This is a genomic window from Mycobacterium sp. ITM-2016-00318 (assembly GCF_002968285.2).
Lineage (GTDB): Bacteria > Actinomycetota > Actinomycetes > Mycobacteriales > Mycobacteriaceae > Mycobacterium.
On sequence record NZ_CP134400.1, the window covers coordinates 1,853,205 to 1,869,929 of the forward strand.

The window sequence follows — 16,725 nt, forward strand, 5'->3', positions numbered from 1 at the left end:
CGTGCTCCTTGTTCGTGTGTCCGGTGCATCTGCTGCGCCGCTGTAACCGAAGTTAAGGAGCCGAGCGCGTCAAAGCCCGCTTGTGCGCACAAGGGGCGCTAACAGGCGATCTGCACCTTCTGCGCGTTCTGCTCACGCGCTCCGATGCTTGTCGGAAGTTTGTGATTTGTGTCTTGAGTCAAGAAGTTGGCAGGCTTTTATGGGGTTGGTCGGCGAGGTAGGCGGCTTGGGGTGTGCGGTCGTCGAGTGCTTGGTGGGGTCGGATGGTGTTGTAGATGATGCGGAAGCGGTGGGCTTCCATGTCGAGAGCGTCGCCGTCGCCGATGTAGCCGCGGAACAGGTGCTCGTATTTGAGTGTCTCGAAGAACCGCTCGATGACGCCGTTGGTTTGGGGTGATTTGATCCGTGTGCGGATGTGGCGCAGGAGTGGATCGTGGCCTGTGAACAGTGTGTGGAAGTCTTTTCCGCGGTAGCAGGGGCCGTTGTCGGACACGATGGCGATGGGTGCCGGCGCTCGCCCGATGACGTTGTCTTCGTGGTCGAGGACATCCATTTCGCCGCGGTCGAGTCGCAGGTCGGTCAGGTTGAGAACGCGGGTGGCTTCCTCGACGGCCAGCCGTATGCAGTGCGCCGCGTCGCGGCCGCGACTGGTGGGGGTGACAGTGACCGCGAAACAATATTTGGTGACGTAGTCGATGACAGCGCTGATCCGCCAGATCCCACCGTGGGCGGTTTCAAACTCTGAGAAGTCTGTCTGCCACACCCTGTTGCGTTGTGTCGGGGGGTCGTGAAATACCCGGCGGCGCAGAGCAGCCCAGGACTTTCGGTCAGCTCGGAATCCTTGAGGGAGCAGCAGACCACGCCGCCGCAGCGCCCGTTGCACCGAAGAGTTGGTTACCTCGTGACCATCGGCGCGCATCAGCGCGGCGATCTTGCGGTAGCCCCACGCTGGCCACTCTTGAGCATATTTGGCCGCTGTCGCTTCGATTCGGTCGACCACCGGCGCAGGCCACGGACCTTTGTCGGGGTTACCGGCGCGCAGGCGGGCCAGCCGGCGTCGATAGGTCCGCTCCGGAATGCCGGCCAATACAGCAAACCTCGAAACCGGCAGACCTGCTGCTTCTCTTAGGGTTTCGAGGTCCGCGAAGGGACCTGGTCGGCCAAGGCAGCTCCGCGCTGCCAGATCCGCAACTGGACCGTGGCTTCAGCCAAGGCCAGTTTGAGTTCCTCGTTCTCCCGGCGCAAACGCCGCTGCTCGGGAAGGCCCGCACGTCCAGGCGCGCCGCTGGGTACTTCGTGCATTCGTTGGGCGCCGGCCTCAAGGAACTGATGCTTCCACTTGGTCACCTGGGTAGGCGACACCCCGCACCGACGGGCTGCCTCGGCACCAGTCATTTCCCCGGCCAGCACCGCCAACACCAGTCGGGTTTTCTCCTCGGCAGGAATCTTCGTTCGTCGCGATCTGACCATGACCCACTCAACCTCCTCAACAGTGGCCGCGTTGTGAATAACGCAGCCCTGCCAGAAAGTTTGAGTCATTGGATTTGAGTACCATCGAACATGTGTTCGAAGAAATGAGCGATGCAGAGCTGATCGACGCGATGGTTCAGGCCACTCGCAACGAGTCAGCGATGATCGCCCAGCGACTGGCTGCTGTCGGGGAGTTGGACGCTCGGCGTGCGGTGGAGTTGGCCGAACGCAATTTGTGGACCCTCGACCCGTTCCAGGAGGTGGCAGCTGAGGTTTCGGCTGCGCAGAACATCAGCCGGGGTCGAGCGGGCAACCAGATCCACCTCGCGCGTGCGCTGCGCGACGATCTGCCCTGTGTGGCGAAAGTGTTCGCGACCGGAGCAATCGACTATCGGATGGTCGCCATGATCATCGAACGCACCGAGAACGTCGACCCCAGTCGTGCGCAGGAGCTGGATGCAGCGATCGCCCGGCACTGTGTGAAGTGGATGCGGTTGTCGAAGCCCAAGCTGCGTGATCGCATCGATCGGTGGGTGACCAAGTTCGACCCGTTGGCCAAACGGGTGCCACCGACGATCGATAACGGTCGCAATATCGAGGTGGGGAGACCTCTGCGGGGATGGCAGGCATCTGGGGAAACGTCCACGCCGCTGACGGCGCCCAATTCGACGCGAGACTCGATGCGCTGGCCTCCTCGGTGTGCGACGAGGATCCGCGAACCCACGAGCAACGCCGCGCGGATGCGGTCGGGCCGCTGTCACGGTATGAGGCGACGCTGGCGTGCCGGTGCGGGCGAGCGGAGTGTCCGGCTCCGGCTGAGCGGAAAGCGCCGACGGGCGTGTTGATCCATGTGCTTGCCGAGCAGGCCACCCTGGACGGGACCAGTGATGATCCGGGGTATCTGCCAGGGTTTGGGATCCTGCCCGCTGAGTCGGTGCGCGACCTCGCCGCGGCAGGGGCTCAGTGCAAGCCGCTGACCATGCCGGGTGCCGAGTCGGCGCCTGGGTATCGGCTGACCGCGGCGCAGAAGACGTTCGTGAAGTGGCGTGATCTGACGTGTCGCTTCCCCGGCTGCGACAAGCGTGCGCAGGTCTGCGACACCGACCACACCAAGCCCTACCCCTGCGGCCCGACGCACCCGTCGAACACCAAGCTGTACTGCCGTACCGATCATCTGCTGAAAACGTTCTACAGCGGTTTCGGCTGGACTGACCGTCAACTACCCGACGGCACCATCGCTTTCACGGCGCCCACCGGCCACACCTACAGCACGGAAGCCCATGGCGGAGCGCTGTTTCCCGTGCTCGCTCAACCCACCACGAATCTCGGCGATATCACCGTCCCCGAGGAGTCACCGCACCGCGGCGTGATGACGCCGACGCGCAGACAGACCCGCGAACAAGATCGTCGAGACCGCATCACCAGAGAACGTCGCGAACGCGAACAGATCAACGGGCAGGAGGAACGGCAACGCCAAGCATGGCTCGCCGCCAACTATGAACCGCCGCCGTTCTGACTCAGGGTTTGATTTCACTGCCCGTATGCGGGTGGAGCCTGAAGGTTCGGAGCCGCCGCGGCGAGCAGTGCGGCGCGGTCACCAGTACGGGGCGGATAGATGCGGTCGCCGTTGATGATCCGCTTGGTCGCCTTGGCCTCGTCGCCGCGACTGACGACCTTGCGGCCCCAGCCCTCGGTGTAGACCGCACCGGCCGACCCGAGATCGAGCACGGTGACGTACCAGGGGATCCGTAGCGACAGCATGGGAACACCTAGCAGGTCGCTGACAACGTTGTAGCCGGCGTAGCGGCCCATCGGCCTGCCGTGCTGACACGACATCACCGACAGGTGCTCGTCGTCCATCCTCGCTGCTGCCACATCGCCCGCGGCGAACACGCCGTCGACACCCTCGACTCTCAAGTAATCGTCGACGGACAACCGCCCGAGCCGGTCGAGGGGCACCCCGAATTCGGCCGTCAGCGGATTGGCTCGCATCCCGGCGCACCACACCAACGTCGCCGCAGGAATGACCTGCCCGTCCGACAGGGTCACGCTTCGCCGGTCGACGGCCACGACGCCGACGCCCGTCATGGTCTCGACATTGTTGGCTGCCAATGCCTCTTCGATCACTGGGCGCGCCGAATCGCCCATATCCGAACCGACGTGCGGATTGTGGTCGACGAGGACCACTCGGGGCGTGGCGCCTTCACCAAGCGCAGCCGACAGCATCGCCGGAAGCTCACACGATGTCTCGATTCCGGTCAGGCCCGCTCCGACGACGATCGCGGTCGCCGCCGCGGGATCTCCGGCGTCGAGGCTGCGAAGGTGCGCCTGCAGCTTCATTGCACTGTCGTAGGTGTCGACGTCAAAGCCGAACTCGGCCAACCCCGGCAGATCCGGTTTGGCCACCCGACTGCCCACCGCGAGCACCAAGCGGTCATACCGATGTGTCGCACCGTCGGCCGTACTCACGGTCGCCGCAGCGGCGTCGATCGAGCTCACATCGGCGGCGGCATGCTTGATGCCCGCCGGTTCGAGTAAGTCTTGCAACGGGATTCGGCACGCGCTGAGGTCGGCTTCGTAATTGCGCACCCGGATGTCGTGGTAGGGCTGCGAGCTGACGACAGTGATGTCGACTTCTTCCTCGGCGCCGAGTTCGTCGAGCCGCCTGGCCGCGCCGAGCGCCGCCCACAGACCGGCGAAGCCCGAGCCGAGGATCAGCACACGCTTGGCAGTCGTGGACACGGCATCACTCCTGGTCCAGATAGTCGTAGCCGCCGACGTAGATCGTGTCTCCGTTACGGTGGGGCTCGTAGGTCGCCCGCACGATCGCGCTCGCGAACTCCGCCTCCGTCGGCAAGCCTCCGTTCGCAACTCGACGCGCAGCCACTGCATCGGCGTCGCGCCGCTCGAACAAGCGCACCATGGTGCTTCCCTCGACCATGTCACCCGACACCGCCACGAACGTCAATCCTGCCGCGTCGAACGCCGGTAGTTCGGCGCGCAACGCCGCCTCGCCTGCCTGCTTGCTTACCGCGATCGGCAAGTAGTCGGTCGGCACGGTCTTACGGCCGTGAAAGTGCGCGAGGTGGCTTGTCACGAACACTATTCGGCCTCCCGCCCGCATCAACGGAAGCGCCAGCCGGGCCAGCGCTACCTGCGCATCACAGTTGAGTTGCCTCGCATACCCGGGGGCGGCGCCGGGTTCCAGGCCTCCGGAGGCGTTCAGTATCAATGCATCCAGCCCGCCCAACCGCTCGCGGATGTCGTCCAGCATCGTCGCCGTCGCCGCCGCGTCGCTGACGTCGGCCTGAACCGCAGACGCTTCGCCGCCCGCCGCCCTAACCGCCTCGACCACGGCGTCTGCGCGCCTGGACTTTTCGCGGTAGTTGACGACGACATGCCGTTGCGGGTCCGCCAGCTGCGTCGCGATCTGCGCTCCCACACCGCGTGAAGCGCCGGTGACGAGAACGACGTCGGTCACGAGAGGCCGCGGGCCATCGCGTCGGCGAGGTCATAGTCAAGCGATACGCCGCCCCACGCCTCGCCTGCGCCGTACGCCACCAACGTCATCCGCCCCGACGCCGGAATGGACCGCTGTGCGACACACGTGCCCAACGCCAAGGGGATCGACGCCGCTGACGTGTTCCCGAATTGTTCGACGCTGTCGACGAAGACAGCGGCCCCTGCGTCGACCTGTTCGCTTATCTTCTGCAGGATCCGCGAGTTCGCCTGGTGCCCCACGATCACGTCAGGCGCAGAACCTCGAGTGTGCAACCGGTCGAGCGTGTCCGTCATCATCTTCACCGCGCGGTCGTAGACCGCCATTCCGTCCAGCTGTATGCCGCCGCCGATCTCACCCGTCATGAGGCCGACCCGATCGCCGTCACTGCCTGCGTGCCAGTAGAAGTCCCGAAACGACGGGCGCTCCTCTACGAGCACTGCGCCGACACCGTCCCCGAACAGCGGGCCGGTGCTGCGATCCGATTTGTCGATGAGGCGCGACATCGCCTCGGCGGCACACACGATCACCGCCTGCCCCGGCTTGCACAGCGACAGCCCCGAGATGAGGCCGTACACAAAGCCGCTGCAGGCGGCGTTCACGTCGAATGCCAAGACGTCGGTCGGCAGGCCTGACTGTTTGGCGACCCGTTGGGCGATAGCGGGCACCTTCCCCCCGGTCGAGCAGCTGGCGACGATGAGCGCTGCGATGTCCATCTGGTCGCGGTGACGCTCGACGAGCGGGGCGCACACCCGCGAAGCGGCGTCTTCGAGTGGTTCGTCGGGATCCATCCACCAGCGTGCGGAGACTCCGGTCCGTCGCCGGATCCACTCGTCGGTCAGTCCGATATCGTCGAAATGACTGTTGTCGACATGCTTTCCGGGCGTCGCCGTGGCGATGTCGACGATGCCCGCCGTCATGGCGATCCGATCAGTTCTCGGAAGTAGTGACCGATCTCGGCAGGAGTCAGACAGTCGGCGACACGCTCGAGGTCGGCTTCTACGCCGAACTCCTTCTCCAAGGCCTGGCTGAGGTCGACCACATCGAGCGAGTCCATGTCGAGGTCGTAGATCTGCTTGTCGAAGTCGGCGACGTCCGCGGACGGCGTCCGCCGCCGGATGATCGACAACATCACCGAGTTCATGCGCTCATCATCGGCCGGCATCACATCTCGCCTTTCATCATCGCTCGTCGAGCTTGTACAGGACAGCACCCGAGGTGGTGATCGATCGCGCGGCAACGACGATCTCGGCGACGGTGCCTGTCTTCTCCGCCAGCAGGTCCACACTGCTCTTGTCGGTCTCCAGCACGGCGATCACGTCACCGCGTTGGACGTGGTCTCCCACCGATACCACCCATTCGACGACGAGCGCATCGGTCAGCCCGTGCCCGAACTCCGGTACGAGGATGTCCACGCTACCGCTCAACCGCACATCTCCTCGATAGCGCCGACGACGTCGGGTACACCTATCAGGTAGTGCTTTTCGTAGTCCGCGGGCGGGTACAGCCGCCGCGGCGCAGCCAACCGTCGCATCGGTGACCTCAGGAGCTCGCTGCCGCGCTCGGCCACCGTGGCCACCAGTTCGGCGCCCACACCCGCGAAGCCCACCGCCTCGTGCACCACCAGCAGGCGGCCGGTGCTCGCCACCGACCTCACCACGGTATCGGTGTCCATCGGTGCGATCCACCGCAGATCCACCACTTCGACGTCGATCGTCGGGGCGACCATCTCGGCCGCCTGCAGTACCTCTTCGAGCACCGCGCCCCAACCGACGACGGTGACATCGGACCCGCGGCGCACCACGCGTGCACTCAGCGGCGACTCCGGCTCGGCAGGGTCGCGCGGCTGCTGCCTTCGCTTCCAGTACAGCCGTTTCGGCTCGTAGAAGATCACCGGTGAGCCGAGTGAGGCGGAGTACGTGAGCATCGCAGCGGCGTCGGTGGGACACGACGGGAAAGCGACAAACAAGCCGGGCGCGTGCGCGAAGTATGCCTCGTTCGACTCGCTGTGGTGTTCGACGGCGCGGATGCCGCCACCGACCGGCACCCTGATCACCAGATTCAGCGCGATCTCGTCGTTCCAGCGTGCCGTGATTCGCGCCGCCTGGGTGATGATCTGGTTCATCCCGGGATAGATGAAACCCTCGAACTGGATTTCGCAGACGGGCTTGAGCCCGCTCAGCGACATCCCGATCGCCTGTCCCACGATGGACGACTCGGCCAGGATCGCGTCGCGGACACGGTGAGGTCCGAACCGCTCCTGCAGGCCCTTCGTCACCCGGAACACGCCGCCGAGGCGCCCGATGTCCTGACCGACGAGCACCACCGACTCGTCCATGTCCATCAGCTCGGTCAGAGCACCGTTGAGGGATTCGGCCAGGCAACTCGGCGTCGTATCGATCACCTCGCGAACGCTTTCAACAGTTCCTGCCGTGCGGTGACGACATCTGCGTCGGCCGACGTCAGCCATTCGTCGTCGACGACGCCCTCGTCGATCAGCGCCCTGCGGTACTGCTCGACGGGGTCGTTGGCGACCGCGGCGGCCAGCTCGTCGGCTTCGCGGTACTTGGTGTGCGGGTCGGCAGTGGTGTGCCCACCGATGCGGGTGGTTCTGAGCTCGATCAGGGCGGGAGACAGCGACGTCTCGACGTATTGTCTGGCTTCGACGCAACTGAGGTAGGTGCTGTCGGGGTCGTCGGCCGAGACCGACCACGACCGCACGCCGAATCCGATGGCGCGATCGGCGATGGAGGTCAGCATCTGTTCGTGACTCGGCTTGGAGATCGCCCACCCGTTGTTCTGACAGATGAAGAGAACCTGCGCGGACTCGACCGCTGCCAGGTTGAGCGCCTCAGACATGTCGCCTTCACTTGTCGCCCCGTCACCGACGTAGACCACAACGGTTTCGGCCATGTTCTGCAACCGCTGCCCGATCGCGTATCCGACGCCGTGCAGAGTCTGCGCCGCCAGCACCAGGGTGTAGGGAAAAAACCCGTGCTCGTGTGGATTCCAGCCGCAGAACGTGCGCCCGGCCCACTGCGCCACCAACGGGACCGCATCGATGCCACGCACGACGGCGACCGCGTGCTCGCGATAGCTCGGGAAGATCACCGCTTCGTCGCCGACGGCCATCGCCGAACCGACCTGTGCCGCCTCCTGGCCCCGGCACGACAGCCACAGGTCGAGCGCGCCCTGGTTCTCCAGAAGGCTCGCCTCTTCGTCGATACCCCGCGCCATCAGCATGTGCCGCAACATCGCGCGCCGCGTCTGCGAATCGACGTCCGCGCGGCCGTCGACCCGACCAGCGCGGGCGGGCCCGGTGATCTCCACACAACCAAGTTAATGCCATCGGGGTATTTCCACCGATATGGGTGCTGGTGAGGCGGGCTACCTCGCGACCGGCTCCTCGGCAGGCGAGGGCGGCGACGGTTCGTCGTGCCGGTGTGTTGCCAGTACGCACCCGGCCAGAATCAACGTCAACGCACCGACGTTCCACGCGGTGAGCGGCTCGCTCAGCACGACCACACCTGCCAGTAGCGCCACCGCGGGATTGACGTACGTGAAGACCAGTGCGCGCGTGGCACCGACTTCCCGGATGAGCGCGAAGAACACGATGAAGGCCAGAGCGGTGCAGATGACCGCCAATCCCGCCAGCGCCAACAACACTCGCGTCGACGGCATCTCGCTCGGCCATGTCGCCGCGGCCGGCGCGGCATAGACCAACGCGGCGAATCCCAGACACGTGGCGGTCATCGGCAGGGCGGGCACATCCGAGAGATGCCGGGCGGCGATCAGCGGAGCGATCGCATAGCAGGTGGCCACCATCAGCACCTCGACGATGGGCCACGCGGTGCCGCCCGTCAGGTGCGGACCGGCGAGCACCGCGACCCCCGCGAGTCCGACGCCGAGGCCCACGACTCGCCGGAGGCCGAGTCGCTGCTCGCCGCCGGTGAAGCGGTCCAGAACCGCGGCGATGATCGGTGAGGCGGCGATGAGCAGACCGGTCATTGAACTGGTCAGATGGCGTTCGGCATCCGAGAGCAGGTACCAGGCCGCGACGATCTCGAAGAACGAGAAACCGAGCAGTGCCTTCCAGTGCCTGCGGATCATCGCGGGAATACCGCTGGAGAGGGCGAGCGGTAGCAGTACTGCCGCGCCGACCGCAGTCCTCGCGAACACCAGCACCGGAACCGAGACGCCTTCGACGGCAACCTTGATCATCAAGTAGGGGACACCCCAGATGACGCTCATCGCGATGAACAGCAGCCACCCCCGCGAACTCACTTCGAACACACTACGAGTCACGTCCGACGGACCTGGCCGGGGCGGCGACAATGACTCCCCCGTGAAGCCAAGCACCGAAGGTGTTGTCAAGCAGGTGCGTCGAGCCGCGACAGTGCCGCGTACCGCCCGATGTGGTGATCGGTGGTGCCGAACTCGAATTGCATCGCCGTCAGCCGCTTGAAGTAGTGGCCGATGGCCAGCTCCTCGGTCATTCCCATTCCGCCGTGCAGCTGCACGGCCTGCTGACCGACGAAACGTGCCGCCCGGCCGACGGTCGCCTTGGCTGCCGACACCGAACGCGCACGCAGGGCAGGCTCGTCCTCGAGGTGCAGGACGGCGAGCAGAACCGCGGCGAACGCCTGCTCCACCTCGATGTGCATGTCGACCATCCGGTGCTGCAGCACCTGGAAGCTGCCGATCGGCACCCCGAACTGCTGGCGTTGCTTGCAGTACTCGACGGTGTCGGCCAACACCTTCCGCATGCACCCGACGGCTTCCGAACAGACGGCGGCTGCGCCTTCGTCGCGCGCTTGCTCCAGTGACGGCCACGCCTGCCCCTCTTTTCCGAGCAGTGCGTCCGCGGGCAGAAGCAGGCCTTCGAGAACAAGGTCGGCAGCGCGCCGGTCGTCGACGGTCCGATAGCCGGCGAGCGACAAACCTGCCGTCACCGATTTCAGATCGACGAGGAACAGCGAGAGACCTTCGGGTGTGGTGGCGGTGACCAGTAGATGTGTGGCCAGCGGCGCTGTCATCGCCATTGTCTTGCCGCCGTTGAGGACCCAGCCATCGCCATCGCGCTCCGCGGTGGTAGCGGCGTCCTGCCACCGGTCGCCTGACTCGGCCTCGCCCGCGGCCAGCGCGACGATCGCGGTTCCGGCCACGACCTCCTCGAGCAACGACGTGGCCCTCTGGCCTCCCGCTCGTTGCAGAAGGCCGCCGCAGACGACAACCACGTCGACGTAGGGCTCGACCACGAGAGCGTGGCCCAGCGCCTCGGTGATGACCATGAGTTCGACTGGGCCGCCGCCTATTCCGCCGACGTCCTCACCGAAGGTGGCGCCGAGGATCCCGAGTTCGTCGGCGAATGACCGCCAGATCTCGGGCTGCCAGCCTGCGCCCGTCTTGGCCGCTGAGCGGCTCTTCTCGAGGTCGTAACGGGTGGACAGAAACTTCGTCAGCCCGTCCCGGAGTAGTTCCTGTTCCTTGCTCAGGTTGAAGTCCATCTACAGCCCCAATGCTGCCTTGGCGAGGATATTGCGCTGAATCTCGTTGCTGCCGGCGTAGATCGAGCCGGCACGGTCGTTGAAGTAACGCAGCGGCGCGACCGCCTGCCACGGTTCGCCGCTGACGTAACCGTCCGGTGGCGGCTCATACTCCGTGACCGGTCCACCCGGCCGGGTGGCGTGTGGCTGGTACGCACGCCCGCGCGGTCCGGCCGCCTCCATCGCCATCTCGGTCAGCGTCTGGCTCAGCTCGGTCGCCACCACCTTGAGCATGGAGGACGCGCTGCCGGGATTCTTTCCCTCCGACACCGCGGCGAGTACCCGGTATTCGAGGATCTCGAGCACCTCGGTGCGAATCTGCGCATCGGCGAGCTTGCGTGCGAACGCCGGATCGTCGATCAGGCGACCGCCGTCGGGGCCCGGCATCTCGGCGGCGACGGTCGAGATCTCCTCCGCCATGACCTGCAGCGCGGGCGAAGACGCGCCGCCGCCACGCTCGAACTCCAGCAGGTACTTCGCGACGGTCCAGCCGTCGTCGATGGCGCCGAGCACATTGGCCTTGGGCACGCGGACCTCGTCGAAGAAGACCTGGTTCTGCACTTCCTCGCCCGACGTCATCACCAGGGGCCGGATCTGGATACCCGGCGAAGCCATGTCGATGAGCACGAACGTGATGCCCTGCTGCTTCTTCGCCCCACGGGACGTGCGCACCAGTGCGAACATCCAATTGGCCTCGCGGGCATGCGTCGTCCAGATCTTGCTGCCGGTGCACACCAGGTCGTCGCCGTCGTCTACCGCGGCCATGGTCAGCGACGCGAGGTCCGACCCCGATTCGGGCTCGGAGTAGCCCTGGCAGAAGAAGACCTCGCCGGTGAGGATGCGAGGGAGGAAGAATCCCTTCTGGGCGTCGGTGCCGAACGCGATGATCGCGTGCGCGACCATCCGTATTCCCATGGGGGACAGGGGCGGAGCGCCTGCCAGAGTGGATTCCCTGCTGAAAATGTAGTGCTGCGTCAGGCTCCAGTCGCAGCCGCCGTGCTCTACCGGCCATGCAGGGGCGGCCCAACCCCGCTCGTGCAGGATCTGCTGCCATTCCATGCTCGCATCGTGGTCGGCGTAGACGCTGGTCATCAGCCGTCCCGCCGTGCGCAGCTCAGGTGTCAGCTTCTCGTCGAGGAAGCTGCGTACCTCGTCTCGAAATGCGGTGTCCGCGTCCGACCACTGCAGGTCCATGATGTCCCCTCCGCTTGGTGAGCACATAGTAAACCTAGTTACTCAACTGAGGTAATCTTCATTCGCGCCCAGCGATGCTCGCGCCAATATCCGCCATTGGTGAATGGCTATTTCAGCCATTGTTGCCGCGCTGGCAATAGCAATTAGTGTGCCGAAAAATCTGCGCGGATGAACACGATGTATTCATCTTTATGCTGATTTGGCAATTCCATGGTGCATTGCTAACGGGGATTGGTCAGCGAACCGGCGCTGCGGAGAACTGCACCGGAATCCGCCGCTGGGCGAGTAAAGACTCCATTGCATCGCCCGCCACCGGCCTCGACAGCAGGAAGCCCTGCGCGCGATGGCAGCCGTGTCGGAGCAGCGTCAGGGCGGCCTCCTCGGTTTCGACGCCTTCGGCGACGAGTTCCAGCCCGAATGACTCGGCCAGCGCGATGACGGCGCGCACGATCGCCAGGTCGCCGGGGTTCGTACCGAGCTCGCGAACGAAGCTCTTGTCGATCTTGAGCGTGTCCACAGGTAGCGACTTCAGGTGTGACAGCACGCTGTAGCCGGTGCCGAAGTCGTCGATGGCGATCTGAACGCCGACCTCCTTGAGGCCGGCCAGCGTGATCCGCGTCGTCTCGATGTCCTGCATGACGACGCTCTCGGTGATCTCGAGGCACACCGAGCCGCCGTCGAGGCCGAACTCGTCGATGATGCCTGCGACGGTCTCGACGAAACCCTCAGTGACCAGCTGGACCGGCGAGACGTTGAGGCGCAGTACCGCGTCTTCGCCGATTCCCTTCAACCGCCACTTGCGGAACTCGGAGCAGGCCGCACGCATCACCCAACGCCCCAGTTCGCCTGCGAAGTTGATCGACTCGGCCACGCCGATGAACGCGTTCGGTGAGAGCAGCCCCCGCGTCGGGTGCTGCCAGCGCACGAGCGCCTCGAAAGCCAGGATCTCGCCTGTGCGCATGTCGACCTCGGGCAGGTAGTGCAGTATCAGCGCGCCGTTCTCGATCGCGCTCTGCAGATGCAGCTCGATGTCGTTGCGGAACTCGCCCTTCAGCGACATGTCGTCGGAGAACACCGCGATCTTGTTTCCCCCGCCGCTCTTCGCGGCGAGCAGCGCCTGGTCGGCGCGGCGCAGCAGGTCCGATGTGGTGTCGCGGCCCGGCACCCCGAGCGCGACACCGATGCTGACCGTGCGGGTGAGCATCTCGCCATCGATGGACACCCGCTCGCGAAGCGTGTCCTGCAGCCGGTTGGCCAGAGCCTCGGCCTCGGTGGCCGACATCGGCACTTCCGGGACGACGACGAACTCGTCACCGCCGAGGCGGGCGATCAGGTTAGGGCTCTCGGCGCCGTCCTCGAGCCGTTTGGCGAAGACCCGGATGAACCAGTCGCCTGCGGTGTGCCCCAGATAGTCGTTGATGGCCTTGAGCCGGTCCAGGTCGAGGAACAGGGCCGAAACCGGCCCAGCCCGGCCTGGCGCCAATCGGTCGTCGAGGTGGGCGAGGAGTGCGCGTCGGTTGTGGAGCCCGGTCAGGTCATCGTGCTCGGCTAGGAATCGCAGCTGGTCCTCGGCCGCGATCCGGGCCTGTAGCTGCGCGAACAGCGAAGCGATCGCCTTCAGCGCGTTGAGTTCCTCTGGCGTCCACTCGCGGTCGCCGATCTTGACGAACCCCAGGCATCCGGTGGTGACGTCGCCGGACAGCATCGGGACGACCGCCATCGACGTGGTGGGGATGCCGGTCCCTTCCTCGATCTTCTTCTGGTACTCGTCGGTCGCAGGTTCCGGGCGGAAGACCGAGATCTCCTTCGCGGTCTCCGCGGCGGCGAAGACAGGGTCGGCGTCGGCGAAGTACACGACTCCGATCGGGTCAGGATCAGGTATTTCGGGCCGGACCGGCCACTCCGCGATCAGCTTCGTGGCGCGGATGTCGTGGTCGTTGTGCCGCAGGAAGCTGAAGTCGACGCCGAAGTGTCCGACGAGTTGCCCCAGCACACGCTGACTCACCGCCGCCGAGGTCGCCGCGTTGACCGCCATCAGTTCGGTCGCGACGGCGGTGACGACTTCGTCCAGGCTACGAGCCACGTTTGCTCCTGGGTCTGCTGTTATGCGAAAGACTACTGGTATCGATGGCTCGACGCTGGCTCCTCACAGACGTGGCGGGCGCGTCAGCGAGCCTGAGCACCAGCGCCACCGATTCGTCGGCCTCGATAGCTGATAGTGCGCGGAACTGCGTCTGAAGCCGCTTCAGCGTCGGCGCATAGGCCGGCGACAGCGTCTCCAGGTCCGTGTCGTCGTGGGCGTAGAGGAAGACCGGCGACACCGGCTGCACCGCGAGGCCGTGCTTCTGAGCGACCACCCAGACCGCTTCGACGGCGCCCCCCGCACGTGCGTAGTCGGTTAGCGCCGCGCCGGTCGTCGACACCACCGCAAGGCACGCACTGGCCAGGACGCGGTCCCGGGTGTCGAAGCCCAGCGCCGCGCCAAGGCCCCACTCGCCGAGGCGGGCCATCACATCGGAGCGTCGCAGCACGTCCAGCTTGACCAGGTCGGCGGGGGGCAACTCGAGGCTGGCGACGTCGATTCCGGAGTCCTGGCCAGGGTCTCCGGGGAAGCGCACCTCCGAGATCATCTCGGTGTGTAGTCGCGGGGTCAGATACCGGACGCGATCGGATTCGGACAGAAGGTCCGCCGCCTCGGCCACTTCATCGGAGGCGGTCAGCAGACGCAGGCGGGCGCCCTGGCGTTGCGCGGCGCCATGGAGGGTTTCGACGACGTCGTCGGGTAACGAGACCTGCTTGCCGTGGTGGCGGTTCGTTTCTCTGGCCAGCATCGCGTCATACAGCACGGCCAGGTCGGGATCGGAGTCTCCGCCGAGCCGCAGTACCGCCCGCAGCGGGCACGACCCGTCCCCGGGTTCGATCGTCACCGGTCCGAGGATCCCGTCCGCGGCAGCGGAGACCCGGGTGTTGAAGGTCGCAGCGCCGACCGCGACAGCACTCGCGCGGTGTCCGACGTCCATCGTCGATGTGCACTCCGGCGAGAGCGCGATGGTGATGGCCTCATCGGTCGCCGAAATACGCCAGGGCTGGGCGTTTCCGCCTGACGGTGCACGCGCTGCGGCCGCGACCGCGCGTGCGACCGAATCGACCGGTGCCAAGTCGTCGAGGCAGTCCGCGGCGGCGTCGAGGGCCTGATCGGGTTTTCCCGGCTCACTGATCGTGTCGAGGCGGCCGTTGATGTCGACGCGCACCCGTCCCGATCTCAACTCCTCGCCCAGACCAATCCGCCGGACGCCCTCGGCTATCAGGGCAGCGCTCTGGGTGACCTCGGCCGCCCGTTGAGGCCAAGTCGCCAGGCTGGTTCCGACCTCGATGAGGGACGCGGCCATCCGTGGCGACAGCTGCGCGCCGTCCATCATCCGCAGCGCGTAGGGCACCTTGTCCTCGCTCGGCAGGCCGGTGAGATCGGCGAAGTCCAGGTCGCCGAGCAGGCCGTGCAGAATCTGCCGGTCCGGCTCTTGGTCGAACCGTTCGACGTCAAGCGTGCCGCGGTCGCCGGTGGCCATCAGCACCGGGATGCCCTGGGTGCGTGCGACCTGCCGAACAAGCACCTTGGTGTCGAGTGAATCGCATTCCTCCACGAGGACGTCGACACCGTCGAGGAACCGGTCGACCGATCCGGTCATGATGCCCCGGTCGAACACTTCGACCGGGAGATACGGATCGACCTCCGCGATCCGTCGTGCTGCCACGATCGCCTTGTTCGTGCCGAGGTCGAACACTGTCGCGGGCACGCGGTTGAGATTCGACAACTCCAGCTCATCGAAGTCGGCGAGGCGCAGTCCCCCGCACAAGCCCTCCTGTGCCAGGAGGTGGGCGATGGCGTGGCCCACGCTGAGCCCGACGACGCCTACCCGCAGCCTGCCGAGTTCTGCCTGCTCGTCGGCGGTGATCAGATTGCGATTGCGGTTGAGTCGCACCTCGCGGAAGCCGAGCGGTCCGAGGATGCTCGTGACGGTTCGCCGCCACGGGTAATAGGCCCAGGCTTTGGGTTCTGCAAGCATCGCAGACGCCGCCGGAGGGCGCAGCGCGCGCAGTTCATTGCGCTGCTCATCCCATCTGTCGATGAGTTCGATGCCGGAGTCTGTCTGCAACTCCGCCAGCAGTTGATGATCGCGCGGATCGGTCTCAACAAGGACCGTTGCGGTGAAGGGGGCGCCGCCGCCTGGGGTCACAGGCCGCTTCCGAGCGCCCGAGCACCGACATGGTCGAGCTGACGCGCAAGGATGGCCATTTCGTTGAAGATCTTCGAAACCTGCTCAGGCGCCGCGTCGTTGGTGAAGGTGCTGCGATCCCACCACATCATCTTCGTACGGTAACGGTCGTCGGGATATGGCGTCGCAGGAACCTTCGTCGCCACTACACCGCCCGACGTGCGCCAGCGGTTGAGTACGTGCGAGCCCGCCGTCGCGACGACGAACTGCGCGGCCAGCAGCGCCATGGTGACGAACGGCATACGCGCCAGCGTGCTGCCGAGCGCACGGCTTCGGCTCTGATCGTCGGTCATCCAGGCGGTCTTCATCTCCACGACTCCGAACGGCAGCCGGTCGGACAGCATCTTGTACACGGTGGACAGCCCCGGCCGGTCGGCCCATTCCACAACTGCGTGAGATTCCTCGGGCGAACCGAGTGGGCCCTTGGCGCGAATGCCACCCATGACTTCGCCCGCGTCGTTGACGACCGCGTGGAACAATTGGGTATTCGTCTCGTCGAGCAGCGAGTCCATGTCGAGCGCCGGTTCGATTCCGTGCTTGTGGTAGCTGCGTGCAGCACCTTCGATGAACTCGGCCCATAGTCCAGCGTCGGCCGAAGGTGTGGAGACGACCACCGTGCAGCTTGTGTCGGAATCGAACCATCTGATTCCCTCGTCGAGCCGAACGGTGAATTCCGGGCGGTTCTCGCGCAGCAGAGGAACGGTCATTCTTGTCCCATCGGTCGGGCAATGGCGATCAAATC

The 16,725-nt window shown here is 65.7% G+C and carries 15 protein-coding genes and 1 pseudogene; 1 reads left to right on the plus strand and 15 read right to left on the minus strand.

Annotated features, from left to right (window positions below; all coding sequences use genetic code 11):
• Window positions 1-178: 178 nt before the first annotated feature.
• A complete protein-coding gene (locus C6A82_RS08940; RefSeq protein ID WP_311101752.1) occupies window positions 179-1,087 on the minus strand; it encodes an integrase core domain-containing protein in 909 nt (302 codons plus the stop codon).
• A 38-nt stretch (window positions 1,088-1,125) separates the two neighbouring features.
• The gene (locus C6A82_RS08945; RefSeq protein ID WP_311101753.1) at window positions 1,126-1,539 is read right to left on the minus strand and encodes a helix-turn-helix domain-containing protein; all 414 of its coding nucleotides are present in this window, start codon (window positions 1,537-1,539) and stop codon (window positions 1,126-1,128) included.
• 92 nt (window positions 1,540-1,631) lie between these two features.
• Here C6A82_RS08945 and C6A82_RS08955 point away from each other — a divergent pair.
• Window positions 1,632-2,986, plus strand: a pseudogene (locus C6A82_RS08955) (HNH endonuclease signature motif containing protein).
• Between the two features lie 14 nt (window positions 2,987-3,000).
• Here the strand turns inward: C6A82_RS08955 and C6A82_RS08960 are convergent.
• From C6A82_RS08960 to C6A82_RS09020, 13 genes are all read right to left on the minus strand, one after another.
• Window positions 3,001-4,212, minus strand: a complete 1,212-nt coding sequence (locus C6A82_RS08960) for an NAD(P)/FAD-dependent oxidoreductase (protein WP_233216758.1) — start codon at window positions 4,210-4,212, stop codon at window positions 3,001-3,003.
• Window positions 4,213-4,216: 4 nt separating this feature from the next.
• Entirely contained in the window at window positions 4,217-4,951 is a 735-nt protein-coding gene (locus C6A82_RS08965; protein WP_105342290.1) for an SDR family oxidoreductase, read from the minus strand.
• Complete coding sequence (locus tag C6A82_RS08970; protein ID WP_105342288.1) at window positions 4,948-5,889, minus strand: ketoacyl-ACP synthase III; 942 nt, start codon at window positions 5,887-5,889, stop codon at window positions 4,948-4,950. The genes C6A82_RS08965 and C6A82_RS08970 overlap by 4 nt, the downstream gene beginning before the upstream one ends.
• A complete protein-coding gene (locus C6A82_RS08975; RefSeq protein ID WP_105342286.1) occupies window positions 5,886-6,134 on the minus strand; it encodes an acyl carrier protein in 249 nt (82 codons plus the stop codon). Before C6A82_RS08975 ends, C6A82_RS08970 begins: the two co-directional genes overlap by 4 nt.
• Window positions 6,135-6,150: 16 nt before the next feature.
• Window positions 6,151-6,396: a biotin/lipoyl-containing protein gene (locus C6A82_RS08980; RefSeq protein WP_199193612.1), complete on the minus strand. Its 246-nt coding sequence runs from the start codon at window positions 6,394-6,396 to the stop codon at window positions 6,151-6,153.
• Window positions 6,393-7,373, minus strand: coding sequence for an alpha-ketoacid dehydrogenase subunit beta (locus C6A82_RS08985; protein WP_233216757.1), 981 nt, complete (start codon window positions 7,371-7,373; stop codon window positions 6,393-6,395). Before C6A82_RS08985 ends, C6A82_RS08980 begins: the two co-directional genes overlap by 4 nt.
• Window positions 7,370-8,299: a thiamine pyrophosphate-dependent dehydrogenase E1 component subunit alpha gene (locus tag C6A82_RS08990; protein ID WP_199193611.1), complete on the minus strand. Its 930-nt coding sequence runs from the start codon at window positions 8,297-8,299 to the stop codon at window positions 7,370-7,372. The genes C6A82_RS08985 and C6A82_RS08990 overlap by 4 nt, the downstream gene beginning before the upstream one ends.
• Before the next feature lie 57 nt (window positions 8,300-8,356).
• On the minus strand, window positions 8,357-9,253 hold the full coding sequence (locus C6A82_RS08995; RefSeq protein WP_311101754.1) for a DMT family transporter: 897 nt from the start codon (window positions 9,251-9,253) through the stop codon (window positions 8,357-8,359).
• Between the two features lie 86 nt (window positions 9,254-9,339).
• A complete protein-coding gene (locus tag C6A82_RS09000; RefSeq protein WP_105343468.1) occupies window positions 9,340-10,476 on the minus strand; it encodes an acyl-CoA dehydrogenase family protein in 1,137 nt (378 codons plus the stop codon).
• A complete protein-coding gene (locus C6A82_RS09005) occupies window positions 10,477-11,709 on the minus strand; it encodes an acyl-CoA dehydrogenase family protein (RefSeq protein ID WP_105343470.1) in 1,233 nt (410 codons plus the stop codon). It lies immediately after the preceding gene.
• A gap of 235 nt (window positions 11,710-11,944) precedes the next feature.
• Window positions 11,945-13,744, minus strand: a complete 1,800-nt coding sequence (locus C6A82_RS09010) for an EAL domain-containing protein (protein ID WP_304597978.1) — start codon at window positions 13,742-13,744, stop codon at window positions 11,945-11,947.
• Window positions 13,745-13,781: 37 nt separating this feature from the next.
• Window positions 13,782-15,944, minus strand: coding sequence for an Rv1355c family protein (locus C6A82_RS09015; RefSeq protein ID WP_105343473.1), 2,163 nt, complete (start codon window positions 15,942-15,944; stop codon window positions 13,782-13,784).
• A complete protein-coding gene (locus C6A82_RS09020; protein ID WP_105343474.1) occupies window positions 15,941-16,690 on the minus strand; it encodes a hypothetical protein in 750 nt (249 codons plus the stop codon). Before C6A82_RS09020 ends, C6A82_RS09015 begins: the two co-directional genes overlap by 4 nt.
• Window positions 16,691-16,725: the final 35 nt, after the last annotated feature.

What these genes read in the sequence shown, in the direction of transcription:
- C6A82_RS08945 (WP_311101753.1), bottom strand. Translation starts at nt 1,539, where the DNA reads ATGACTCAAACTTTCTGGCAGGGCTGCGTTATTCACAACGCGGCCACT.
- C6A82_RS08970 (WP_105342288.1), bottom strand. Translation starts at nt 5,889, where the DNA reads ATGACGGCGGGCATCGTCGACATCGCCACGGCGACGCCCGGAAAGCAT.
- C6A82_RS08975 (WP_105342286.1), bottom strand. Translation starts at nt 6,134, where the DNA reads ATGCCGGCCGATGATGAGCGCATGAACTCGGTGATGTTGTCGATCATC.
- C6A82_RS09000 (WP_105343468.1), bottom strand. Translation starts at nt 10,476, where the DNA reads ATGGACTTCAACCTGAGCAAGGAACAGGAACTACTCCGGGACGGGCTG.
- C6A82_RS09005 (WP_105343470.1), bottom strand. Translation starts at nt 11,709, where the DNA reads ATGGACCTGCAGTGGTCGGACGCGGACACCGCATTTCGAGACGAGGTA.
- C6A82_RS09010 (WP_304597978.1), bottom strand. Translation starts at nt 13,744, where the DNA reads ATGGCGGTCAACGCGGCGACCTCGGCGGCGGTGAGTCAGCGTGTGCTG.
- C6A82_RS09020 (WP_105343474.1), bottom strand. Translation starts at nt 16,690, where the DNA reads ATGACCGTTCCTCTGCTGCGCGAGAACCGCCCGGAATTCACCGTTCGG.